Raw genomic sequence first — 22,194 nt, 5'->3', positions numbered from 1 at the left:
GGCCTCGGTCCATGGAGCCGCCCCAGGATTCGCAGTCGGCTGAACAGAGGATGTGCTCCATCTCACGATCACCCGAGTCCAGGAGGACGTCGATGACGAAGGACCGAGACGACGCCCCGGAGCAGGAGGGGGCCTTCGTCAAGGCGCTGGGCACCCTGGATGCGCTGTTCATCGGCTTCGGCGCCATGACCGGTTTCGGCTGGAGCACCCTGACGGGCGGCTGGATCGACAGCGCCTGCACGGTGGGCGCGCTGCTGGCCATGATCTGCGGCGGCATCCTGATGGCGCTCGTGGGGCTGGTCTACTCCGAGCTCGTCGCCGCCATGCCGCAGGCCGGGGGCGAGCACAACTACCTCCTGCGCGGCCTGGGCCCCCGAGCCTCGACGATCGGCTCCTGGGCCATCGCCGGGGGCTACGTCGCCGTCGTGCTCTTCGAGGCCGTCTCGACCCCCCCCCCACCACCGCGTCCTACATCTTCCCCGGGCTCGAGCAGATCCGCCTGTGGAGCATCACGGGCTTCGACGTCCACCTGACCTGGGCGCTGAACGGATCCATCGCAGCGCTCGTGATCATGTGGATCAACATCCGCGGTGTGAAGCTGGCCGGGCTGGTCCAGACCTGGGTCGTGTGCTTCCTGATCCTCATGGCGGTCCTGCCGCTGGGCGGCAGCGCGATCGGCGGCGACCTGGCCAACCTGCAGCCGCACTTCACCGGCGGGGCCGTCGGGTTCGTGGCCGTGCTGGGCGCGGTGCCGTTCCTGTTCGTGGGCTTCGACGTCATCCCCCAGTCCGCCGAGGAGATCGACATCCCGCCGCGGAAGGTCGGCCGGCTCGTGGTGGTCTCGGTCTTCATGGCGGTCGGGTTCTACGTCGCGATCATCGTCAGCACGTCCATGGCGCTGCCGGCCTCCGAGCTCATGGGGCTGAAGCTGGTCACCGCCGATGCCTTCGCCGCCCTGACCGGCAGCGCCGTGTGGGGCAAGGTCGTGATTGCCGGGAGGCTGGCCGGGATCATCACCTCCTGGATCGCGTTCCTCATGGGCGCCTCGCGGCTGCTGTGGGCCATGGCGAACTCCGGGATGCTGCCCCGCTGGTTCGGGAAGATGCACCCCAGGCACCGCACTCCTGTCAACGCGCTGCTGTTCATCGGGGTGCTCTCGGCGACCGCGCCGTTCTTCGGGGCCCCCATGCTCAACTGGGCGGTCGATGCCAGCTCGCCCCTGATCGTGCTGACCTACGGTCTCGTGGCGGTCACGTTGGTGATCCTGCGGCGCACGCAGCCGCAGATGGACCGCCCGCTGCGCATCGGCGGCAAGGGGCGCGGCGGCGTGGTGATCGGGGCCGTGGCCGCCGTGCTGTGCGCGGCCCTGCTGCTGGTCTACATCCCCGGGCTCACCCCGATCTCCGTGACGCTGGCCTGGCAGTCGTATCTCATGCTCGGCGTCTGGCTCCTCGCCGGCGTCGTGCTGATGCTGCGCCTGCCGCGCGGCATCCGCCCGGGCCCGGAGGCCGAGGAGGAGCTCAAGGCGGCCCTGCAGCGCCGCCGCGACGGCTGAGCCCGCGGCCGGGCCCGCTCCGTAGAGTGGAGACGACCACCGACGAGAGGACCCCGCCCGCCATGAGGCTCTACCTGATCCGCCACGGCCAGACCCCCGTCCAACGTGCAGCGCCTGCTGGACACGGGCGAGCCCGGCCCGGGCCTGACCGAGCTCGGCCGGCAGCAGGCGGAGGCGCTGCCGGAGGCCCTGGCCGGCGCTGGGATCGAAGCCCTCTACGCCTCGAGCCTCGTGCGCACCCAGCTCACGGCTCGGCCGCTGGCCGACGCGCTGGGCCTCGAACCCGCCATCCGCCCGGGCCTGCGCGAGATCGGAGCCGGGGACCTGGAGATGGCCGGCGACGACGCCTCCGTGCGCACCTACCTGAGCACGGTGTTCGGCTGGGGGCAGGGCCGGATGCACGAGGCAGTTCCCGGCTCCGGGGAGGACGGCCACGACGTCCTGCGCCGCTTCGACGAGGTCGTGCAGGAGGTCCTGGACTCCGGTGTGCAGACGGCCGCCCTGTTCTCGCACGGCGCCATGATCCGCGCCTGGAGCGCCTCGCGATGCCGGAGCCTCAGCCCCGCGTTCGTTGCGCGGGAGGGACTGGGCAACACCGGAGTGGTCGTGATCGAGGGCGATGGCAGCACCTGGACGGCGCTGAGCTGGCAGGACGCCTCATTGGGCCCCAAGGCCGTGGACTCCGACGACGACGGCCCCGCCGCCGAGCCCCTGGATCCTTCCGAGATCAAGGGCTGAGACCTCCTCCGGGGAGCCTTGTGCTGTCAGCGAGACCCCCTAGGCTGAGAGGCAGAACACAGCGATCAGCTGAATCCGCGCCCACCGGCTGACGGCCCAGAGATCCTGCCCGCGAACCGGCGCGCTCACTTTGTCGAAAGGCTGTACTCCATGACCGCTTCGCAGTCCTCCTTCGCCGATGCCTCGCCCGACCAGCGCCAGGAGATCATCCGCGATCTGCTCGAGCGCACCCCCAAGGGGATCCTGATCGAGGGCACCTGGCGCGATGCCTCCGGTGGCGAGACCTTCGACGTCGAGAACCCCGCCACCGGCGAGGTCCTGGCCTCCGTCGCCTCGGGCACCGAGAAGGACGCGCTGGCCGGGCTGGACGCGGCCTCGGCCGCACAGGAGGACTGGGCCCGCACCCCGGCCCGCGAGCGCGCGGAGATCCTGCGCCGCGCCTTCGACCTGGTCCAGGAGCGCCGGGAGGACCTGGCGCTGCTGATGACCCTGGAGATGGGCAAGCCCTTCGCGGAGGCCCTGGGAGAGGTCACCTACGGCGGCGAGTTCCTGCGGTGGTTCTCGGAGGAGGCCGTGCGCCACTACGGCCGCTACGCCGACACCCCGGAGGGGAATCTGCGGATGGTCGTGCGCCACAAGCCCGTGGGCCCGGCGCTGCTGATCACGCCCTGGAACTTCCCGCTGGCCATGGCCACGCGCAAGATCTCCCCCGCGGTCGCCGCCGGCTGCACCATGGTGCTCAAGCCCGCGCGCCTGACCCCGCTGACCTCGCTGTATTTCGCGCAGATCATGCTGGATGCTGGTCTGCCCGCCGGCGTGCTCAGCGTCGTGCCCTCGGCCTCGGCCTCCTCCATCTCCGAGCCGCTGATGCAGGACGAGCGCCTGCGCAAGGTCTCGTTCACCGGCTCCACCGGCGTGGGCAAGAACCTGCTCAAGGCCGCCGCGGACAACGTGCTGCGCACCTCCATGGAGCTCGGCGGCAACGGGCCCTTCCTGGTCTTCGAGGACGCCGACCTGGACAAGGCCGTGGCAGGTGCCCTGGCCGCCAAGATGCGCAACATGGGAGAGGCCTGCACCTCCGCCAACCGCATGCTGGTCCACGAGTCCGTGGCCGAGGAGTTCGGCCGCCGCCTGGCCGAGGCCATCGGCGCCAAGAAGGTCGGCGACGGCACCGAGGACGGCTCGGAGGTCGGTCCGCTGATCGAGAAGAAGGCGCTCGAGTCCATCTCCTCGTTCGTGGACGATGCCGTCGAGCGCGGCGCCACGGTGCTGACCGGCGGCGAGCGCATCGGCGAGAAGGGTTACTTCTACGCTCCCACCGTCCTGGCGAACGTCCCCCGCGACGCCCGTGCGGCCTGCGAGGAGATCTTCGGCCCCGTCGCCCCGATCCTCACCTTCACGGATGAGGACGACGCCGTGGCCCTGGCCAACTCGACCGAGTACGGCCTGGCCTCCTACGTCTTCACCGAGGACCTCAAGCGCGCCCATCGCATCGGCGATCGACTGGACTTCGGCCTGCTGGGGCTCAACGTCGGCGTGATCTCCAATGCCGCCACCCCGTTCGGCGGCATCAAGCACTCCGGCATGGGCCGCGAGGGCGGAGCCGAGGGCATCGAGGAGTACACGGAGGTCCAGTACATGGGCATGGAGAACCCGTGGAGCTGAGCCGCCCGCTCACCGACGCGACCGCCCTGCAGGATGCCCTGCAGGGCGGTCGCGCCTCTGCCCGGGACGTGGCCGCTGCCGCACTGCGTCGGGCGCGCGCCGCGGAGTCGGACCAGCACGGCCCTGCGCTGGGCGCCTTCGTGCACCTGGAGTCTGGGGAGGCGGCGGACGAGCGCGCCACCGCGCTGGACGCCCTGCCTGCCGCGCAGCGCGGACGGTGGCACGGGATGCCCATGCCGCTCAAGGACCTGCACGACGTCCAGGGCCAGCCCACGACCTCGGGCTCCCGCGCCGTGGCCGCGGAGGGGCGGGACTGCGCGCCGGTCGCGGAGGCCGACGACGAGACCGCGCAGCTGCATCGCGCCCTGGGCGCGCAGCTGCTGGGCAAGACCCAGGTGCCCGAGTTCGGGCTCAACTGCTACAGCCAGAACCTGCTGGGACCGGTGACCCGCAATCCGTGGGACCTGCAGGCCGATCCCGGGGGCTCCTCCGGCGGGCAGGCCGCCGCGGTGGCCGCCGGGATCATCCCCGCTGCCGTGGGCTCCGACGGCGGCGGCTCCATCCGCATCCCCGCGGCCGCCTGCGGGCTGATCGGGCTCAAGCCCGGCCGCGGCACGGTGCCCACCGGAGACGGTCTGCGCGATCACGGGATGCTCGCGGTCAACGGGCCGATCGCACGCACGGCCGTGGATGCCGCACTGGTCTTCGACGGCCTCACCCAGCCCGCACCCGGAGCCGTCGGGGACAATCGCAGCTTCCGACCCGTCTGTTCGCCGGGGGCTGCGGCTGCGCGGGATCCGTGGGGGCCGCCGTCGTCCGGGCTGCCGCCGGAGAGCTCAGCGGCCCCTGGAGCGGCTGCGGGGCCGCCGTCGGACCTTCCTGCCGGGCCGGGGCCGGCGGTGCAGGCCGTGCGGCTTGCGCAGCAGGGCGAGCCACCGTGGGGCAGCCGGTCGCTGTCGATCGGCGTGAGCATCTCCTCGGCCTTCGAGGCCGCGCACCCCACGCCGGTGTCCCCGCAGGCCGCCGAGGCTCTGCAGGCGGGCGTCGACGTCCTGCGCGCAGCGGGCCACGACGTCCAGGACGCCGACATCCGCCACGACCCCGCCTACCCGGAGGCCTTCTTCCAGCTGTGGACCGCCTCCGTGGGCGCTGCGCCGCTGAGTCCCGAGCAGGAGCCGCTGCTCACCGGGCTGGCGCAGGAGTACCGCCGCCGCGCGGGCCAGCGCACGGCATCTGATCTGGTGAGAGCCATCCGCACGCTGCGGGACATGGAGCGCCGTGCGCTGCAGGACTGGGACCGCTGGGATGTCGTGATGACCCCGGCGCTGGCCCAGACGCCCAGGCCCCACGGCTGGTGGTGGGAGGGCTTCGAGCCCACCGATCCCGCCTCCGCCGATCAGGACTACGAGCGCCAGTGCCGCTACACCCCCTGGACCTCGCTGATCAATGTGATCGGACTGCCCGCCGTCGTCGTCCCCACGACGATCGTGCGCTCGGAGGTCACCGGCGCTCAGGTGCCCATGGGGATCCAGCTCATCGGCCGGCCCGGTGCGGAGATCGGACTGCTCGTGCTCGCCGACCGGATCACCTCCGGGCTCGACCCAGCCCTCCGCGAGTGCCTGGCCGCCCCGCCCCAGGAGCGCTTCCGTGCGATAGCGTGATCCCCGAACCCGTCCCACCGCAGAAGGAGACCCCCATGATCTTCATCGTCGTGAAGTTCCCCGTGAAGCCCGAGCACTCGGCCCAGTGGCCGGAGATCTCCCGCGAGTTCACCGAGGCCACCCGCGCCGAGCCCGGCAACCGGTTCTTCGACTGGTCGCGCTCGGTGGCGGACACCAACGAGTTCGTCCTGGTCGAGGGCTTCGACGACGACGCCGCCGAGGCCCACGTGAACTCCGAGCACTTCCAGAAGATGCAGCAGGAGTTCCCGCAGTACCTCACCGCCACCCCGCAGATCATCTCGGAGCAGATCAGCGCCGACGGCTGGGGCGAGATGGGCGAGATCAAGGTCGACTGACTCACGACCCTTGCCGGGGGGGGTGTCGATGCAATCATGAATCGATGATGCGAGAATCCTTCATTCACTTCTTGATCACCTTCGCGGTCATGGTCATGGCGCTGCTGCTGCTGGGCTTCACCGACCCCCTCTGGCTGCGCCTCCTGCTGGCCGTCGTCGCCGGCATCGTCGCCGCGCTGATCTCCCGGGCAGTGCTGCGCCGCGGCCCCACCGACCCTTCTGATACGCGTCGCTCGAACAGCCAACGAGCCTGAGCCTGACCCCGGGCCCGATTCCACTGCCGCCACGTTCTGAATCGTGGCGCCATGCGGAGTGACGCGCATCACGGGGGCGTACTCTGAGCCTGCCGTGCTTCGGCGGCCCTGATCAGAGGAGTCGCCGTGAACACTTCGCCCCGCCCCGCGTCCGGATGGCTCGGACTGCCGCCCACCCTGCTGATCAGCCTGGGCCTGGCCATCATCGGCATGATCGGCGGAGCCTGCTGAGCTGAGCCAGCCCCGTCGCCTCCATCGACCGGCTCCGTGGTGCGCGCTGCAGTATTCCCGTCGATCGAGGGGGCGCCGGGGTGTGCATCTCGCCTCTGAGACGCACACCCCGGCGCCATGAGACGCTGGTATGAAGCCTGACGCACACGCGGGGACCACTCATCGGCGCGAGCGGCGGAATACCGGCGCTGAAGGACTCCGTTGTCCCGGACACACGCATCCTTGAGGAGGAGCCATGTCGAAGATCGTCATCCTGGGCGGCCACGGAGCCGTCGCCATGATCGCCGGGCGCAAGCTGGTCGAGGCAGGGCACCAGGTCACCTCGGTGATCCGCTCCGCCGACCAGAAGACGGAGATCGAGGCCATCGGCGCCACGCCGCTCGTCCTCGACCTGCAGGAGGCGAGCATCGAGCAGCTCGATGCCGCGATCGCCGGCCACGACGTCGTCGTGTGGGCCGCCGGAGCAGGCGGGGCTGGCCCGGAGACCACGTTCGCCGTGGACCGCGATGCCGCCCAGCGCTCGATCGACGCCGCGCAGCGCGCAGGCGTCAAGCGCTACGTGATGGTCTCCTACCAGGGCTCCACGCTCGAGCACGGCCTGAGCGAGGACCACGGGTTCTACCCCTACGTTCAGGCCAAGGCCGAAGCGGATGAGACCCTGCGCCGCTCCGACCTGGACTGGACCATCCTGGGCCCCGGCTTCCTCACCGACGACGAGCCGACCGGCACGATCGGACTCGGCCCCCTCGAGGAGTTCGGCGGCGACCGCGAGTCCGCCGGACCGAACGGGGAGCGGAACATCTCCCGCAGCGACGTCGCCCAGACGATCGTCGACGCTCTGGACATGCCGGAGACCGTCGGGAAGTTCATCGAGTACGGCCGCGGGGACACCCCCATCCGCGAGGCGCTCGCGCGCTGATCGGGCTCGCCCCGGTCGATGAAACTCGCCGAGCTTCCGTCAGGACCCGACGGCAGCCGGCGGGCCTCAGCTCACCTGCATGCCCGTGGCGATCATCGTCGCAGCGAAGAATCCGAGTACTCCCAGGACCAGCCCGACGATGCCGCCGATCAGAGCCGTCTATACAGAGGCCCTCCGGTCTCCGCGAGCCACGGCGATGACGCCCAGCACGAAGCCGATCGCCATGAGCAGCAGAGCCGGCACCCCCGCGCTGGCGACGGCGGCCGCAGGGAGGTACCGGTTGCCCTCGCCGGCGTCGAACGCCTCCGCGACGGTCCGGTAGGGCAGATCCGCCTGCGCCGCGATCAGCAGGAACGGCGAGACGACGCCCGCCACGACCCACACCAATGATCCGATGACGGTGAACCATGCGGCGGGCCGAGCGGCACGGGAGACTGCGGCGGATATGGAAGGCGACAGGCCTCTCTGAGATCGGGACGGAGCCTCACTGCCGTGCCGCGACGTGGGACAGTATCCGCATGAGAATCCTGTCGACCCTGATCACCATCGTCATCACCCTGGTGGTGGCCAACCTCCTGCTCGGCGGAGTGCAGAACTCGTTCCTGCGCATCGCCGCCGTCATCGTGATCGCGCTGATCGTGGGCGCCATCGTGAATCGCGTGATCCCCAGCGGCCCGAGCCGCAGCCCCGAGCGCCGCCTCTGATCAGCGCTGACGGCTGGGGTCAGTCGTCGCACGCCGCCTCCGGGGTGGTGTGCCCCTCGAGCAGCCCCGCATCTCTGTCTCCCCCGAGAGGCCGATTCCGCAGTCGCCATTCCTCGCGACCGGCCGATTCCGCACCTCTTCTTCATCGAGTGGGAGATTCCCCACCGATTGCGCGTCGACGCGGTGCAGAAGCGGCCAGTCACGGCGCTTGCAGTGAGGAATCGGCCACTCGTCGAGTTGACGGTGGCAGGGACGGCGGGACCGGGACGACGGGGCTGTGGCCGCCTCGAAGGCGGTGCGCCCCGGTGCGGGCGTCGGTGTGACATTGGATACTGGGGACATGACTCGACGCGTGATCATCGACTGCGATCCGGGCGTGGATGACGCCCTGGCCCTCATGCTCGCCCACGGCAGCTCGGTGCTGGACGTGACCGCGGTGACCGTGGTGGGCGGCAACCAGACCCTCGAGAAGGTCACCCGCAACGCCCTGGCGCTGACGGAGGCCATCGGCCTGGACGCGCCGGTGGCAGCCGGGGCCGCGGACCCGCTCGAGCGCCAGCCGCAGACCGCCGGCCACGTGCACGGCGACACCGGCCTGGGACAGCTCGTACTGGCCGAGCCGCAGGCGCAGCTGTCGGACGAGCACGCGGTGGACCTCATCATCCGCGAGCTCCGGGCGGCCGAGCCGGGCACGCTGACGCTGATCGCCCTGGGCCCGCTGACGAATCTGGCGCTGGCGGCGCAGAAGGCCCCGGAGGTCGTCGAGCGCGTCCGCGAGGTCGTGCTCATGGGCGGGGCGATCGCCGACGGCAACATCACGCCCGTGGCCGAGTTCAACATCGCCGTGGATCCGGAGGCCGCGCGCATCGTCTTCGCCGCAGGCTGGCCGGTGACCATGGTGGGCCTGGACGTCACGCACCAGGCCGTGGCCACGCAGGACGTCGAACGATCGTTCGCGGATCTCGGCACCGACGCAGGACAGATCGCCATGGACCTCATCTCCAGCTACCGGGCGGCCTATCAGGACAACCAGGACTTCTCGGATCCGCCCTGCCACGACCCCGTGGCCGTCGCCGCCGTGATCCGCCCCGAGCTGCTGACGCTGCGCCGCGCGCCGATCGACATCGAGTGCTCGGGCGAGCTGACCACCGGCATGACCGTCGTCGACCGGCGCGGCCCGGAGGACCCGGACCTGCTCACAGCCGCCGCCACGGGCCTGGACGTCGACGGCTTCTGGGAGCTCGTCCTGGAGGCCACGGCTCGGCTGCAGGTCCGCGAAGGCGCCCTGCCGGAAGCCCAGCGGCGCATCCCTGAGATGGTCGAGACCTCCGACGACGGAACGCAGGACACCGACGACAGCCACCAGCCAGGAGCCGCACGATGACCGACCGCTACCCCGCCACCGACGGCGACGTCGTCATCATCGGCTCGCTGAACGCCGACCTGGTGGTGCGCACCCAGCGCCATCCCGAGCCGGGCGAGACCGTCCAGGGCGGCCCGCTGAGCACGGCTCCCGGCGGCAAGTCGGCCAACCAGGCCGTCGCGGCGGCTCGGCTCGGCGCCCGTGTGCGGATGGTCGGCGCGGTGGGCGATGACCCCCACGGCCAGATGCTCCTGGAGTCGCTCGAGAACCACGGCGTGGACACCGCCCACGTCGCATCCCTGTCAGACACCGCCACCGGCACCGCCGTCATCACCGTCTCCGAGGACGGCGAGAACACGATCGTCATCTCCCCCGGCGCCAACGGAGAGGTCGCCCCGGAGCGCATCACCCCGGAGCTCTTCGACGGTGTGCGCACGCTCGCGCTGACCTTCGAGATCCCGGCCGAGACCGTGATCACCGCCGCCCGCGCAGCGCACGACGCCGGCGTGACGGTCGTGCTCAACCCCTCCCCCTTCCGCCAGCCCGAGCCCGAGCTGCTCGAGCGCACCGACCTGCTCGTGGTCAACGCCCACGAGATGGCGCAGCTCAGCGGCACCGAGATCCCCGACGACGACTCGCAGTGGCAGCGCGCCGGGCAGCGCCTGACCGAGACCACCGGAGTGGCGGATGCCGTCGTGACCCTGGGCCCGGACGGCGCGGTCCTGCTGCGCACCCGCGACGGGCGAACGCAGGCGCAGCGGGTCGCCGGTCATCGGGTGCAGGCGGTCGACACCACGGGCGCAGGCGACTCCGTGACGGGAACGCTGGCCGCGGCGCTGGCCGCCGGCACCGAGCTCCCGGCGGCCGTCGAGCTGGCCATGCGCGTGGGCGCGATCGCCACGCGCAGCGAGGGCGCGCAGCCGTCCTGCCCGTCCCGGGCGCAGCTGGACGAGCTCTGAGCTGTACCGGACGAACTGACCACAACTCGGTCAATCGCGTGACCGGCCCCACGTGGGCTGACTACTCTGAGAGGCATGACTGATCGCGCGGGCACCGTCGCCCTTCCCGAAGACCTCGTCGACCTCTCCGAGCTGCTCGAGGCCTACGCCTCGCGCACCCCGGATCTCTCGGATCCCGGCCAGCGGGTCGCCTTCGGCACCTCCGGGCACCGCGGGTCCTCCCTGAAGTCCTCGTTCAACGACGCCCACATCGCCGCCATCACGCAGGCCATCGTGGAGTACCGCGCGCAGGAGGGCACCACCGGCCCGCTGTTCATGGGCCAGGACACGCATGCGCTCTCCGCCGTGGCCCAGGACACCGCCCTGCAGGTGCTGGCCGCCAACGGCGTGACCGTCCTGCTGGACTCCCGCGACGGCTACACGCCCACCCCGGCGCTGTCGCACGCGATCCTGACCTACAACAAGGACCGCGAGCGCGATCTCGCCGACGGCATCGTGATCACCCCGTCGCACAACCCGCCGGCCGACGGCGGCTTCAAGTACAACCCCACCCACGGCGGCCCCGCCGACACCGACGCCACCGGCTGGATCGCCGATCGCGCCAATGAGCTGCTCGAGGGCGGCAACGCAGACGTCAAGCGCATTCCGCTCGAGGAGGCGCGTGCCGCGGAGACCACCCAGTCGTTCGACTACCTGGACAGCTACGTCTCTGCGCTGCCGGAGATCATCGACCTCGAGGCCATCAAGCGCGCCGGCGTGCGCATCGGCGCGGACCCCATGGGCTCGGCCTCGGTCGCGTACTGGAAGGAGATCGGCGAGCGCTTCGGACTGGACCTCACCGTGGTCAATCCGGAGGTCGACCCCCAGTGGGCGTTCATGACCCTGGACTGGGACGGCAAGATCCGCATGGACTGCTCCTCCCCCAGCGCCATGGCCTCGCTCATCCAGCAGCGCGACAAGTACGACATCGCCACCGGCAACGACGCCGACTCCGACCGTCACGGCATCGTCACCCCGGACGCCGGGCTGATGAACCCCAATCACTACCTGGCCGTGGCGATCGACTACCTCTTCGCCCACCGCGACGGTTGGCGGGAGGACGCCGGGATCGGCAAGACGCTGGTCTCGTCGTCGATCATCGACCGCGTGGCCGAGTCCCTGGGCCGCCGTCTGGTCGAGGTCCCCGTGGGCTTCAAGTGGTTCGTGCCGGGCCTGCTCGACGGCTCCCTGGGCTTCGGCGGCGAGGAGTCCGCCGGTGCGTCGTTCCTGCGCAAGGACGGCTCCGTGTGGACCACCGACAAGGACGGCATCATCCTGGCGCTGCTGGCCGCGGAGATCATCGCGGTCACCGGCAAGACCCCGTCGCAGCGCTACGCGGAGCTCACCGAGCAGTACGGCGCCCCGGTCTACCAGCGCATCGACGCCCCCGCCGACCGCGAGCAGAAGGCCGCGCTGAAGAAGCTGTCGCCCGAGCAGGTCACCGCCGAGTCCCTGGCCGGCGACCCCATCACGGCCAAGCTCACCAAGGCTCCCGGCAACGGCGCGCCCATCGGCGGGCTCAAGGTCACCACGGACCGCGCCTGGTTCGCCGCGCGCCCGTCGGGCACCGAGGACGTCTACAAGATCTACGCCGAGTCCTTCGTGGACGAGGAGCACCTCAAGCTCGTGCAGCGCGAGGCCAAGGCGCTGGTCGACGGCGTGATCGGCTGATCCTTCGGAACTGACGACGCAGCAGGGCGCCCCCTCGGTCTCGAGGGGGCGCCCTTGTGCGTCCTGGACCTCGCATGCCCGGTTGGTGACGGATCTGCACCCCATCAGCGGTGATGGGGTGCAGATCCGTCACCAACCGCGTCCCCTGGAGGGATCCGCTGTCCGGGCGGCGTGCCTGCCGGCTGGACAGCGCTGAAGCCGCACCAGCGCAGCCCATCAGGTGCGATGGGGCGCGCTGGTGCGGCCTACACGGCGTCGCAGGGCGGCAGCGCCTCGACGGATCCGTCGGCGCCCGTGCGCGTGGGATACCTGCCGATCACCAACGCCACCCCGCTGCTGATCGGGCACGCCAACGGCTACTACGAGGAGGCCGGCGTGCCGGTCCAGGCCCCGGTGCTGTTCCGCAGCTGGTCCTCGCTGGCCGGGGAGTCGATCGCGATCCCGGCCTGGTGGTCCGTGCACAACGTGGTCGTGCAGCAGATGCTGCGCGGCGCCGGGCTCACCCCGATCATGCGCCGCACCCCGTCGGCGGACGAGGGCACCGTGCAGCTGCTGCCCATGGCGCCCTCGGACATGCTCCCCGCCCTGAACACCGGGGTGATCGGCGGATACACGGTGGCCGATCCCTTCAACGCGGCCGCGGCGGCGCAGTCCGTCGGCGGGATCCAGCTCTTCCTGGGCGATGCATGGCGCGATCACGTGTGCTGCGTGGTGCTGCAGGATGCTGCGACGAGCCTGTGGCGGCTGCTGTGCGGACTGGCGATCGCGGCGGTCTGGCCAGTCGCGCTGAACACCGCCTCCGGCGTGGCCGCGCTGGATCCGCTGCATGTGCGAGTGGCCCGGACTCTGCGGGCCACCCGCCCGGAGATCCTGCGCACCGTGGTGCTGCCGAGCATCCGCCCCTTCACCATGACGGGCGTGCGCCTGGCGCTGGGCATCGCGTGGGTCGTGATCGTCCCGGCCGAGATGCTCGGCGTGTCCTCGGGACCCGGCTATGAGATCCTCAATGCTCGCGATCGCCTGGCCTACGACGAGATGCTCGTGGTCATCCTCCTCATCGGGCTGATCGGCATCGCGCTGGACACCCTGGCGCAGTGGCTGCTGCGCGAGCGCTCGAGAGGCTGATCGCATGGAGCTCGCCCAGCTGCCGGGCCTGGCACTGATCTGGATGGTCGCCGTGGCCGCACCCGGTCCGGACATGGTCCTGGTGCTCCAGCAGTCCATCACGCGCTCGCGCCGGGCCGGTCTGCTGGCGGCGCTCGGCATCACGACGGGGGCGACCGTCTGGCTGCTCGGCGCCCTGTTCGGGCTCTCCGCGCTGCTGCAGGCTCTGCCCTGGCTGATGAGCTGGCTCGAGCTGCTGGGCGGGCTCATGCTGATCCTCATCGGCGCCACCGGTCTGCGGTCCTGGCGGGCCGCGCGCCGACGCGGCGCCTCCTCGGAGGCCACGACCGCGCAGCAGCAGGCTGTCGGACGGGACCGCACGGCCGCTCCTGCCGGAGCGGATGCCTATCTGCGTGGCCTGGCCACCAACCTGTCGAACCCCAAGGCGCTCGTGTTCTTCGGGGCGATCTTCTCCCCGTTCCTCACCAGCAGGATCGTCAGCCTCCAGACGGGGATCGTGGTCGGGACCCTGATCGTGCTCACCGTCGTGTGGTTCGGGCTCGTGGCGCTGGCGGCCTCGCAGCGGCGACTCGCCCCGGTGATCGACCGCTTCCGCTCGGGCTTCGACGTGATCGCCAGCTGCTTCTTCATCGCCGTCGGCCTGGGCTTCGTCCTCACCGCGCTCGTGCACCTGCTCGGCTGAGCCGCCTTCCCCCGACAGGCCGCGACGACGTCACGACTTCCCGACGGCCGCCGCATCGTCGCGGTCGGGGCCGTCGCGGGCCCCGGCCTGCGGCTACTCTGATCCGCGATCATCGCGCGTCCGCCTCCACGGCTCGCGCCCCCGCTCACTCCTCCAGGAGATCGCCCATGAGCAGCTCCGCTCCCCGGCCGGACCAGCACCGCTCCGGCCCCGACTCGTCCCCCAGCTCCGACTCGTCCCGTGACCCGGAGGCCTCCCGCCGCACCGGGGAGGCCACCGCCGAGCGCGGCTTCCTGGCCAGGGCCGGGCTGAGCTGGTCGCTGCACGGCGACGGCCGCAACGTGGCCGCCGGCGCCGTCGTGCACCCGCAGCAGCGGCTGTCCTGGCCGCGCACCATCGGCATCGGCGCCCAGCACGTGGTGGCCATGTTCGGGGCGACCTTCCTGGTCCCGCTGATCACGGGCTTCCCGCCGTCGACCACCCTGTTCTTCTCCGGGCTGGGCACGATCCTGTTCCTGGTGGTCACGCGCGGGCTGGTCCCGTCGTACCTGGGCTCGTCGTTCGCGTTCATCGCCCCGATCTCTGCGGCCATCGGCCAGTACGGCCCCGGCGGCGCGCTGGGCGGCGTGGTCATGGCGGGCGCCGCCCTGTTCCTGATCGGCGTGATCGTGCAGGTGGCCGGCACCGGCTGGCTCTCAGCGCTGATGCCCCCGCTGGTCACGGGCACGATCGTGGCGCTGATCGGCTTCAACCTGGCCCCTGCGGCCAAGGACAACTTCATGCTCGCGCCCACCACGGCGCTGGTGACCCTGCTGGCGATCATCCTCACGTCCGTGCTCTTCCGCGGGATCCTGGGCCGGCTGTCCATCCTGGTGGGCGTGGTGATCGGGTATCTCACGGCGGTGGTGCGCGGGGAGATCGACTTCTCAGCGATCAGCGCCGCCTGGGAGGCCGAGGGCCTGCTGGGGCTGCCGCAGTTCCATGCCCCGCAGTTCCACGTCTCGCTGATCGGGCTGTTCGTGCCGGTGATCCTGGTGCTCGTGGCCGAGAACATCGGGCACGTGAAGTCGGTGGCCCTGATGACCGGTCAGGACCTGGATCCCGTGCTGGGGCGCACGATCATGTCCGATGGCCTCGCGACCATCCTGGCCGGCTCCGGCGGCGGCTCCGGCACCACCACGTACGCCGAGAACATCGGCGTCATGGCCGCGACCAAGGTCTACTCGACGGCCGCCTACTGGGTCGCGGCGATCGTGGCCCTGCTGCTGTCGTTCTTCCCGGTCTTCGGCGCCGCGATCGCCACGGTTCCGCCGGGCGTGCTGGGCGGTGCCGCCACGGTGCTCTACGGCATGATCGGCATGCTCGGCGTGCGCATCTGGGTGCAGAACCGCGTGGACTTCTCCCACCCGGTGAACCTCACGACGGCCGCCGTGGCCATGATCATCGGCATCGCCGACTACACGTGGGATGCGTTCGGGATCCAGTTCGCGGGCATCGCCCTGGGCACCGCGGCCACCCTGGTGGTCTTCCACGGCATGCGCGGGATCGCCCTGTGGCGCGGCACCGCCGGCGGCGATCCGCTCACCCCGGACCGCGCGAGCACCCCGCACGACCAGGCCTCCCCGCTCGGCTGACCCTTCCCCGCACCGCCGAGTGGATCCCCAGTTGCGCTGTTCGCCCCGATAGCGCAACTGGGGATCCACTCGGTGCAGTGAGGGGGGGTTAGGGGCGGGTGCGCAGCTGTCCGGGCTGATCGAGCACGCGGCGGATGGCCTCCACATCGACCTCGCTCACCGTGGCCGGCGACCACTGCGGCTCGTCCTGCTTGTCGATCATGGTGCAGCGCACGCCCTCGGCGAAGTCCGGGGAGACGATCGTGTCCGCGGCCAGCGCCAGCTCGCGCTCCAGGCACTCCTGCAGCGACTCGGCCTCCGCCCCGCGCTCCAGCAGCTCCCACGTGCGCACCAGCGACGACGGCGACGCCCCCGCCAGGTCCTCGGCCGGGGCCTTGACCAGGATCTCGCCCAGCGTGTCCGCACCGTAGAGCTCCTCGATCTCGTCCCAGCGCTCGGGCAGCGAGGCCTCCGGGATGCCGTCGTTCTCCCCCGGGCCGGCCGAGTGCTCGGCGACGGCGGCGGCGACGCCGTCACTGACCACGGCCTCCTTGAAGGCCTCGAGCCGCGACTCAGGCACGAAGTTGTCGGCCAGCCCGATCGCCAGCGCGTCCGGCCCGGAGATCCGAGCGCCGGTCAGGCCCATCCAGCGGCCCACGCCCAGCGACGGACCGCGGCCCAGCAGCGAGACCCGCGGCAGGAACCACGAGGCGCCGATGTCCGGGAAGAATCCGATCGCCGTCTCCGGCATGCACATCACGGTCGTGTCGGTGACGATGCGGTGCGAGCCGTGCACGGAGATGCCCATGCCGCCGCCCATCGTGTAGCCCTCCATGACCGCGACGTACGGCTTGGGGTACTGCGCGATCACCAGGTCGAGCGAGTACTCGTCGGTGAAGGCGGCCACGCCGTCCTCGAAGCGGTCGTCGAGCACGGCGTCGCGGATCTGCCGGATGTCGCCGCCGGAGCAGAAGGCGCGCGGGGCGGAGGTGGTCACGAGCACCTGGGTGACGGCGTCGTCGTCCCGCCAGGCCCACAGGGCCTTAAGCATGTCGCGGTACATGCGCGCCGTGAGCGCATTGAGGGCCTTGGGGCGGTCCAGGACGATGATCCCGGTGCCGTCCCGCACCTCGGTGCGCACGTAGGCCTCGGAATCGGGGGCGGGTTCGCTCGCTGCGTTCTGCGTCATGACCACCACAGTAGGAGCGCGCACCTGCCGGGAGGCAGAGCCCGACGGCGGTTGCCGCCGCAGTTCCCGTCGACGGCCCCCTCAGCCGATCAGGCGCCCTTTCATCTCCGGGAGCAGGAGCCCGGCGATCGCCGCGATCGCGAAGGCCGCCGAGAACACCCCGAAGACCACCGGCATGCCGCCGGCGACGAACAGCACGGGGACGATCAGGGGCGCTGCGATCGAGGCGATGCGCCCCACTCCTGCCGCCAGCCCGGTGCCGGTGCCGCGCAGGGACGTGGGGTAGAGCTCGGGGCCGATCGCGTAGAGCGTGCCCCAGGCCCCGAGGTTGAAGAACGACAGGCAGCACCCGGCCGCGATCACCGCGGCCTCCGAATCCGCCAGCCCGAAGCCGATGGCGGAGGCAGCCGAGCCCGCCAGGAAGACCACCAGCGTCACGCGCCGTCCCAGGACCTCGATCAGCCACGCGGCCATGGCATAGCCGGGCAGCTGGGCGAGCGTGATGATCAGCGTGAAGCCGAAGGAGCGCACCAGGCTGTAGCCCTGCTCGACCAGCAGCGACGGGATCCACGTGAACGCCCCGTAGTAGGCCAGGTTGAGGCAGAACCACACCGTCCACAGCGCGAGCGTGCGCCGTCGCAGCCCAGCGGCGAAGATCGACGACGGCTGCCCCTGCTCAGGCTGTCCCTGCAGCGACGGATCTGCCGGTGCCTCGACCCTCGCGGAGTCGATCGCGGCTGCGGGCCGCTCGGCGGACCGGATCTCGGCCTCATCGCGCGCCGCCTCGACGGCCGCGGCGTCGTCGTGGTCGGAGCTCTCCCGGCGCCCGCCGTCGGTCTCGAAGTCGCGCACGACGCGCTCGGCCTCGTCATACCGGCCGCGCGATTCCAGGAAGCGCACGGACTCCGGCAGCCCGAATCGGACCACCAGGGCGTAGAGGGCCGGCACCGCCCCGAGAGCCAGGGCCCAGCGCCAGCCGGAGTCCGAGGCCGCGACCACGAAGTACCCGATCGCCGCGGCGGCGATCCAGCCCAGCGCCCAGAACGCCTCGAGCCACACGACCACGCGGCCGCGGATGCGCCGCGGCGCGAACTCGGACACGAGCGTGGAGGCCACCGGCAGCTCCGAGCCCAGGCCGAGGCCCACGAGGAAGCGCAGGATGATCAGCGCCGTCACCGACATCGCCAGCGCGCTGGCCCCGGTCGCCAGGCCGTAGACCAGCAGCGTCAGGCTGAACACCGCTCGGCGTCCGATCCGATCCGCGAGCAGACCGCCCAGCGAGGCCCCCAGCGCCATGCCCAGGAAGCCCGCCGAGATGATCCAGGACCGGGTCTGCGCGTCGAGGCCCCACTGCTGCGCCAGGGCGGCGATCACGAAGGAGATCAGGCCCACGTCCATGGCATCCAGCGCCCAGCCGATGCCGGAGGCCCCGAGCAGCCGGCGATGCCGCCCGTTGAAGGGCAGCCGGTCGAGGCGCTCGGTGCGCGTGGGGCCATGGACGGTCTGCGTGTTCACGAGCCTGCTCTCTGTGGGGGCGTGCCGGGGTCGGCCGCACGGATGGGGTCCGCGCCGCCGGTCACAGCGTCAGCACGTGCTCCAGCAGATCGCGCGTGTACTCGCTGTCCGGACGGGCCAGGACGTCCTCGGTGAGCCCATGATCCACGATCCGGCCCTTCTGCAGCACCGCCAGGCGGTGAGCGATGTGCCGGGACAGCGTGATGTTGTGCGTCACGAACAGCATGGCCATGCCGGTCTCGTCCTGGATCTCGCGCAGCAGCTCGATCACCGCGGCCTGCACGGAGACGTCCAGCGCCGAGGTCACCTCATCGCACACCAGCACCGACGGGGCGCTGACCAGCGCGCGGGCAATCGCCGCGCGCTGCCGCTCGCCGCCGGAGAGGTCACCGGGTCGGCGGTCGATGTAGGAGCGGCCGAGCCGGACCTGATCCAGCGCCACGGAGACCGCCTCGCGACGCTGCGCCGAGGACATCCCGCCGCCCATCTGCAGCGGCACGGCCAGGGACTCGCCGATCGTGCGCCGGGGGTTCAGCGACGAGAACGGCGACTGGAAGATGTACTGGATGCGCCGACGCTGCTCCGCCGTGCGCTTGCGGGTGGTCTCGGCCAGCGGCTCACCGTCCAGCAGCACCTGCCCGGTCCACGACGCCGCCGACAGTCCCGCGATGGCGCGGGCCAGGGTGGTCTTGCCGGAGCCCGACTCGCCCAGCAGCATCGTGGTCTGCCCCGAGTGCAGCTCCAGCCGCAGCCCGTCCAGCACCGTCTTGGGCCCGTACGACAGGCTCAGGTCCTCGACCGCCAGCAGGGGACGCGACGACGGCGTCGTCGCCTTCCGCTCGGGCCGAGGCTCGGCCAAGGCCGCCGTCTCGGGCTCGGCCGTGGACGCCGAGGGGGCCGCGGTCCCCGCCGGGTCCTCGGTCGTGTCCGCGTCCTGCGCCCACGGGAGCGCGGCTGGGGCGCCGACCGCCGTTCCGGCTCCTGACGGTGCGTCCGAGGAGGCGCCTGCGCCACGTCGGCCGCGTCAGCCGCGCCCGCCCCCGCCGCGCTGGCCGATCGGCAGGCCGCCGCCGATGCGCTTGCGGCCCTCGAGGTCCGGCACGGCCGCCACCAGGCGGCGCGTGTAGTCGTGGGTCGGGGCGCGCAGCACCTGCTCTGCCGAGCCGGCCTCCACGATGCGGCCCTTGAGCATGACCGCGACCTCGTCGGCGATCTGGGCGACCACCGCGATGTCGTGGGTGATGTAGAGCCCTGCGGCGTCGTGGCGGCGGGTCAGGTCGATGACCGTGTCCAGGACCAGATCCTGAGTGGCCACGTCCAGGCCCGTGGTGGGCTCGTCCAGGATGATCACGGCCGGGCGGGTCGCGAACGCCATGGCGATGCCGATGCGCTGCTGCTGACCGCCCGAGAGCTGATGCGGGTAGCGGCGCTGGGAGGCGGCGTCCGAGGGCATGCCCACCTCCTCGAGCACCTCAGCCACGCGCGCCGTGCGGGAGGCGGGGCCGTCGCCGTAGTCGTGGATGCGCAGGACCTCGGCGATCTGCTCGCCCACGCGCATGGACCCGTTGAGCGACAGCGCAGGGTCCTGCGGGACGTAGGCGATCGTGGACCCGCGAAGCCGCCGCACCTGCGCCGAGCTCAGCTCCGGGAGCTGCGCGCCGTCCGGGTGGAAGCGCGAGGCGCCCGGATGCAGCGTGATCGAGCCGCCGCGCAGCTCCAGGCCCGGCCTGAGGTACGACATGCACGCCAGGGCTGCCGTCGTCTTGCCCGAGCCGGACTCCCCCACCAGCGCCAGGATCCGCCCGGGGTGCAGCTCGAAGCCGATGTCGTGCAGGATCTGGCGTCCGCCCGTCACGCCGAGATCCAGCCCGGACACGCTCAGGGCGGTCTCGACGGTGGCCGCCGACGACGGGTCCGCGGCGCGCCTGCCTTCTGCGCGCGATGCAGTGCTCGGGGTCATCGTCGTCCCTCCTCGGAGCTCGAGGCGGCATCGGATCCGGTGCCGGAGGTGGTGGCCGAGCCGGTGGAGGCCTCGGATTCGGGAACCGCCGGGCCGCCCGCTGGTGCCGCGCCCTGTGCGCCGGCTCGGATGCCCTCGAGATCCTCCTCGACCACGGAGCTGCCGCCGGCCGAGGCGGCCGCGATGCCGTCGGCGATCAGGTTGGTGCCCACCGTCAGCACGGCGATCGCCAGCACGGGAAGCAGCACGCCCCACGGCTGGACGGCCAGGGCGATGCGGTTCTCGTTGATCATCAGGCCCCAGTCGGCGGTGGGCGGCTGCATGCCCAGGCCCAGGAAGGACAGCGAGGCCAGCGCGCCGATCGAGTAGGTCATGCGCAGACCGAGCTCGACCATCAGCGGGCCCGTGACGTTCGGCAGGATGTCCTGGGCCAGGATCCGCCACTGCGGCACGGCGTACATGTGGGAGGCCAGGACATAGTCCTCGCCCACCACGCCGACGGCGGCCGAGCGCACCACGCGCGCGGTGCGCGGCGCATGGGTCAGGCCGACGACCAGGATCAGCACCCAGCCCTTGGGGCCGAGCACGGTGACGGCCAGCATGGCGAACACGAGCTGCGGCAGCGCGAGTCCGATGTCGCCGATGCGCATGATCAGGGCATCGAGCCAGCCGCCGCGCATGGCCGCGACCATGCCCAGCACCGCGCCCAGGCCCACGCCCAGCACCGTGGCCGCCGCGGACCACAGCAGAAGGCGCCAGCCGCCTGCCAGCCAGCGGGAGAGGACGTCGCGGCCCAGGTTGTCAGTGCCCAGCACCGCGCCGTCGGCCACGAAGGGCCGCCCCACGAACTCGGTGGTGGTGTGCCCCGTCAGCGCGGCGGCCAGGAACGGCCCGAGGATCGCCACGAGCAGCACGGCCCCGGTCAGGATCAGACCCACCTTGGACTCCGTGCGGGCCAGGAATCGGCGGGTCAGGCTGTCGCGGACCGGGCCGCCGCCGATCGCGCCGGTCGAGGGGGCCCTGGTGGTGGAAGCGCTCATCGTCCCGACTCCGTTCGCAGCTTGGGATTGGCAAGGATCCCGACGACGTCGGCCAGCAGGTTGACCACCACGTAGAAAGCGGCGATCAGCAGCGAGATCGTCTGCACGACCTGGACGTCGCGGTTGTTCACCGCATCGACCATGGCCTGCCCGATCCCGGGATACCGGAAGAGGACCTCGATGACCACGATGCCGCCGGCCAGCCAGGCCAGCTGCATGGCCACGACCTGGGCCACCGGACCGATCGCATGGGGCAGGGCGTGGCGCAGGATGACCTGCCGCTCCGGCACGCCCTTGAGCCGGGCCATCTCCACGTAGCCGCTGGAGAGGACCTCGGTCATGGTCTGGCGCATCATGCGCACCATGTAGGGCACCACCACGAGCACGAGCGCGGCCACCGGCAGCACGAGCTGCAGCGGGAACTCCCACACCCGCGTTCCGGGGGCGGCCATGGTCACGGAGGGCAGGATCTGGAGCACGGTCGTGGAGAACAGCGCCACGAGCACGATGCCGACCACGAACTCCGGCAGCGAGGCGAGGATCATGGACCCGGTGTTCAGCGCGGTGTCCGAGGCGCGGCCGCGGCGCAGGGCGGCCCAGGTGCCCAGGGAGAGCCCCAGGGGCACGGCGATCACGGCGGCGATGGCCATGAGCACGAGCGAGTTGACGATCCGCTCGCCCAGCAGCGCGCTGATCGAACCGCCCGTGGCGGCGGAGACGCCGAGGTCCCCGGTGAGGATGCCGCCCAGCCAGTCGAAGTAGCGCTGCCACCAGGGCTGATCCAGCCCCAGCTGAGAGCGCAGGGCCTCGAGCCGCTCGGGGGTCGCCTGCTGGCCCAGGATCGCCTGGGCGGGATCGCCCGGCAGCAGCAGGGTGAAGACGAAGACGACGAAGGACACCGCCAGCAGGACCAGCACGGAGACCGCCAGACGCTTCAGGATCATGCTCAGCATCT

The 22,194-nt window shown here is 71.5% G+C and carries 22 protein-coding genes; 15 read left to right on the top strand and 7 right to left on the bottom strand.

Annotated elements, in window-relative coordinates:
- Positions 1-92: 92 nt before the first annotated feature.
- The 8 genes from OVA15_RS13315 to OVA15_RS12110 all read left to right on the top strand — a co-directional run bounded on the left by OVA15_RS13315 (position 93) and on the right by OVA15_RS12110 (position 7,379).
- On the top strand, positions 93-533 hold the full coding sequence (locus OVA15_RS13315) for an amino acid permease (RefSeq protein WP_326493310.1): 441 nt from the start codon (positions 93-95) through the stop codon (positions 531-533).
- A complete protein-coding gene (locus tag OVA15_RS12140; RefSeq protein ID WP_326493309.1) occupies positions 473-1,555 on the top strand; it encodes an APC family permease in 1,083 nt (360 codons plus the stop codon). Before OVA15_RS13315 ends, OVA15_RS12140 begins: the two co-directional genes overlap by 61 nt.
- 105 nt (positions 1,556-1,660) lie before the next feature.
- A complete protein-coding gene (locus OVA15_RS12135) occupies positions 1,661-2,293 on the top strand; it encodes a histidine phosphatase family protein (protein WP_268145241.1) in 633 nt (210 codons plus the stop codon).
- A 150-nt stretch (positions 2,294-2,443) separates the two neighbouring features.
- On the top strand, positions 2,444-3,958 hold the full coding sequence (locus tag OVA15_RS12130) for an NAD-dependent succinate-semialdehyde dehydrogenase (protein ID WP_268145239.1): 1,515 nt from the start codon (positions 2,444-2,446) through the stop codon (positions 3,956-3,958).
- Positions 3,949-5,619 carry an amidase gene (locus OVA15_RS12125; protein WP_268145237.1) on the top strand — a complete coding sequence of 557 codons (1,671 nt, stop codon included), beginning with the start codon at positions 3,949-3,951 and terminating at the stop codon, positions 5,617-5,619. The genes OVA15_RS12130 and OVA15_RS12125 overlap by 10 nt, the downstream gene beginning before the upstream one ends.
- Positions 5,620-5,654: 35 nt before the next feature.
- Positions 5,655-5,975 carry a putative quinol monooxygenase gene (locus OVA15_RS12120; RefSeq protein ID WP_053446804.1) on the top strand — a complete coding sequence of 107 codons (321 nt, stop codon included), beginning with the start codon at positions 5,655-5,657 and terminating at the stop codon, positions 5,973-5,975.
- A 71-nt stretch (positions 5,976-6,046) separates the two neighbouring features.
- Positions 6,047-6,229 (top strand): hypothetical protein, encoded by a 183-nt coding sequence (locus OVA15_RS12115; protein ID WP_155930936.1) that lies wholly within the window; start codon positions 6,047-6,049, stop codon positions 6,227-6,229.
- A 466-nt stretch (positions 6,230-6,695) separates the two neighbouring features.
- Positions 6,696-7,379: an SDR family oxidoreductase gene (locus tag OVA15_RS12110; protein ID WP_268145234.1), complete on the top strand. Its 684-nt coding sequence runs from the start codon at positions 6,696-6,698 to the stop codon at positions 7,377-7,379.
- Positions 7,380-7,538: 159 nt separating this feature from the next.
- Here the strand turns inward: OVA15_RS12110 and OVA15_RS12105 are convergent, their stop codons facing one another.
- Positions 7,539-7,754, bottom strand: a complete 216-nt coding sequence (locus OVA15_RS12105) for a hypothetical protein (RefSeq protein ID WP_268145233.1) — start codon at positions 7,752-7,754, stop codon at positions 7,539-7,541.
- 143 nt (positions 7,755-7,897) lie between these two features.
- Here OVA15_RS12105 and OVA15_RS12100 point away from each other — a divergent pair, with 143 nt between their 5' ends.
- The 7 genes from OVA15_RS12100 to OVA15_RS12070 all read left to right on the top strand — a co-directional run bounded on the left by OVA15_RS12100 (position 7,898) and on the right by OVA15_RS12070 (position 15,556).
- Positions 7,898-8,083: a hypothetical protein gene (locus OVA15_RS12100; protein ID WP_268145231.1), complete on the top strand. Its 186-nt coding sequence runs from the start codon at positions 7,898-7,900 to the stop codon at positions 8,081-8,083.
- 340 nt (positions 8,084-8,423) lie between these two features.
- Entirely contained in the window at positions 8,424-9,467 is a 1,044-nt protein-coding gene (locus OVA15_RS12095; protein ID WP_268145229.1) for a nucleoside hydrolase, read from the top strand.
- Positions 9,464-10,405 carry a ribokinase gene (locus OVA15_RS12090; RefSeq protein ID WP_268145227.1) on the top strand — a complete coding sequence of 314 codons (942 nt, stop codon included), beginning with the start codon at positions 9,464-9,466 and terminating at the stop codon, positions 10,403-10,405. The genes OVA15_RS12095 and OVA15_RS12090 overlap by 4 nt, the downstream gene beginning before the upstream one ends.
- Positions 10,406-10,480: 75 nt before the next feature.
- On the top strand, positions 10,481-12,115 hold the full coding sequence (gene pgm, locus OVA15_RS12085) for a phosphoglucomutase (alpha-D-glucose-1,6-bisphosphate-dependent) (RefSeq protein ID WP_268145225.1): 1,635 nt from the start codon (positions 10,481-10,483) through the stop codon (positions 12,113-12,115).
- A gap of 225 nt (positions 12,116-12,340) precedes the next feature.
- Entirely contained in the window at positions 12,341-13,240 is a 900-nt protein-coding gene (locus tag OVA15_RS12080; protein WP_268145223.1) for an ABC transporter substrate-binding protein, read from the top strand.
- Positions 13,241-13,244: 4 nt separating this feature from the next.
- A complete protein-coding gene (locus OVA15_RS12075; protein WP_268145221.1) occupies positions 13,245-13,922 on the top strand; it encodes a LysE family translocator in 678 nt (225 codons plus the stop codon).
- 293 nt (positions 13,923-14,215) lie between these two features.
- Positions 14,216-15,556 (top strand): uracil-xanthine permease family protein, encoded by a 1,341-nt coding sequence (locus OVA15_RS12070; protein ID WP_268145722.1) that lies wholly within the window; start codon positions 14,216-14,218, stop codon positions 15,554-15,556.
- Positions 15,557-15,644: 88 nt separating this feature from the next.
- Here OVA15_RS12070 and OVA15_RS12065 read toward each other — a convergent pair whose 3' ends face one another.
- The 6 genes from OVA15_RS12065 to OVA15_RS12045 all read right to left on the bottom strand — a co-directional run bounded on the left by OVA15_RS12065 (position 15,645) and on the right by OVA15_RS12045 (position 22,192).
- Positions 15,645-16,724, bottom strand: a complete 1,080-nt coding sequence (locus tag OVA15_RS12065) for an enoyl-CoA hydratase/isomerase family protein (RefSeq protein ID WP_058872146.1) — start codon at positions 16,722-16,724, stop codon at positions 15,645-15,647.
- Positions 16,725-16,805: 81 nt separating this feature from the next.
- On the bottom strand, positions 16,806-18,239 hold the full coding sequence (locus OVA15_RS12060) for an MFS transporter (protein ID WP_268145218.1): 1,434 nt from the start codon (positions 18,237-18,239) through the stop codon (positions 16,806-16,808).
- A gap of 61 nt (positions 18,240-18,300) precedes the next feature.
- A complete protein-coding gene (locus tag OVA15_RS13310; protein ID WP_326493295.1) occupies positions 18,301-19,098 on the bottom strand; it encodes an ABC transporter ATP-binding protein in 798 nt (265 codons plus the stop codon).
- Positions 19,099-19,263: 165 nt separating this feature from the next.
- Positions 19,264-20,199: an ABC transporter ATP-binding protein gene (locus OVA15_RS13305; RefSeq protein ID WP_326493294.1), complete on the bottom strand. Its 936-nt coding sequence runs from the start codon at positions 20,197-20,199 to the stop codon at positions 19,264-19,266.
- Positions 20,196-21,239: an ABC transporter permease gene (locus tag OVA15_RS12050; RefSeq protein WP_268145216.1), complete on the bottom strand. Its 1,044-nt coding sequence runs from the start codon at positions 21,237-21,239 to the stop codon at positions 20,196-20,198. The genes OVA15_RS13305 and OVA15_RS12050 overlap by 4 nt, the downstream gene beginning before the upstream one ends.
- Positions 21,236-22,192: an ABC transporter permease gene (locus tag OVA15_RS12045; RefSeq protein WP_268145215.1), complete on the bottom strand. Its 957-nt coding sequence runs from the start codon at positions 22,190-22,192 to the stop codon at positions 21,236-21,238. Before OVA15_RS12045 ends, OVA15_RS12050 begins: the two co-directional genes overlap by 4 nt.
- Positions 22,193-22,194: the final 2 nt, after the last annotated feature.

Origin of the sequence: Kocuria sp. SL71, from assembly GCF_026672465.1 — a bacterium.
In the GTDB taxonomy this organism is placed as follows: domain Bacteria; phylum Actinomycetota; class Actinomycetes; order Actinomycetales; family Micrococcaceae; genus Kocuria; species Kocuria palustris.
The sequence above is the reverse complement of the archived record's forward strand: the minus strand, read 5'-3'. Positions and strand labels throughout refer to the sequence as shown.

Excerpts from the sequence above, each read along its gene's own strand:
- OVA15_RS12095 (WP_268145229.1), top strand. The coding sequence starts at position 8,424 with ATGACTCGACGCGTGATCATCGACTGCGATCCGGGCGTGGATGACGCC.
- OVA15_RS13315 (WP_326493310.1), top strand. The coding sequence starts at position 93 with ATGACGAAGGACCGAGACGACGCCCCGGAGCAGGAGGGGGCCTTCGTC.
- OVA15_RS12075 (WP_268145221.1), top strand. The coding sequence starts at position 13,245 with ATGGAGCTCGCCCAGCTGCCGGGCCTGGCACTGATCTGGATGGTCGCC.
- OVA15_RS12130 (WP_268145239.1), top strand. The coding sequence starts at position 2,444 with ATGACCGCTTCGCAGTCCTCCTTCGCCGATGCCTCGCCCGACCAGCGC.
- OVA15_RS12100 (WP_268145231.1), top strand. The coding sequence starts at position 7,898 with ATGAGAATCCTGTCGACCCTGATCACCATCGTCATCACCCTGGTGGTG.
- OVA15_RS12065 (WP_058872146.1), bottom strand. The coding sequence starts at position 16,724 with ATGACGCAGAACGCAGCGAGCGAACCCGCCCCCGATTCCGAGGCCTAC.
- OVA15_RS12050 (WP_268145216.1), bottom strand. The coding sequence starts at position 21,239 with ATGAGCGCTTCCACCACCAGGGCCCCCTCGACCGGCGCGATCGGCGGC.
- OVA15_RS13305 (WP_326493294.1), bottom strand. The coding sequence starts at position 20,199 with ATGACCCCGAGCACTGCATCGCGCGCAGAAGGCAGGCGCGCCGCGGAC.
- pgm (WP_268145225.1), top strand. The coding sequence starts at position 10,481 with ATGACTGATCGCGCGGGCACCGTCGCCCTTCCCGAAGACCTCGTCGAC.
- OVA15_RS12045 (WP_268145215.1), bottom strand. The coding sequence starts at position 22,192 with ATGCTGAGCATGATCCTGAAGCGTCTGGCGGTCTCCGTGCTGGTCCTG.
- OVA15_RS12080 (WP_268145223.1), top strand. The coding sequence starts at position 12,341 with ATGGGGCGCGCTGGTGCGGCCTACACGGCGTCGCAGGGCGGCAGCGCC.
- OVA15_RS12090 (WP_268145227.1), top strand. The coding sequence starts at position 9,464 with ATGACCGACCGCTACCCCGCCACCGACGGCGACGTCGTCATCATCGGC.
- OVA15_RS12110 (WP_268145234.1), top strand. The coding sequence starts at position 6,696 with ATGTCGAAGATCGTCATCCTGGGCGGCCACGGAGCCGTCGCCATGATC.
- OVA15_RS12120 (WP_053446804.1), top strand. The coding sequence starts at position 5,655 with ATGATCTTCATCGTCGTGAAGTTCCCCGTGAAGCCCGAGCACTCGGCC.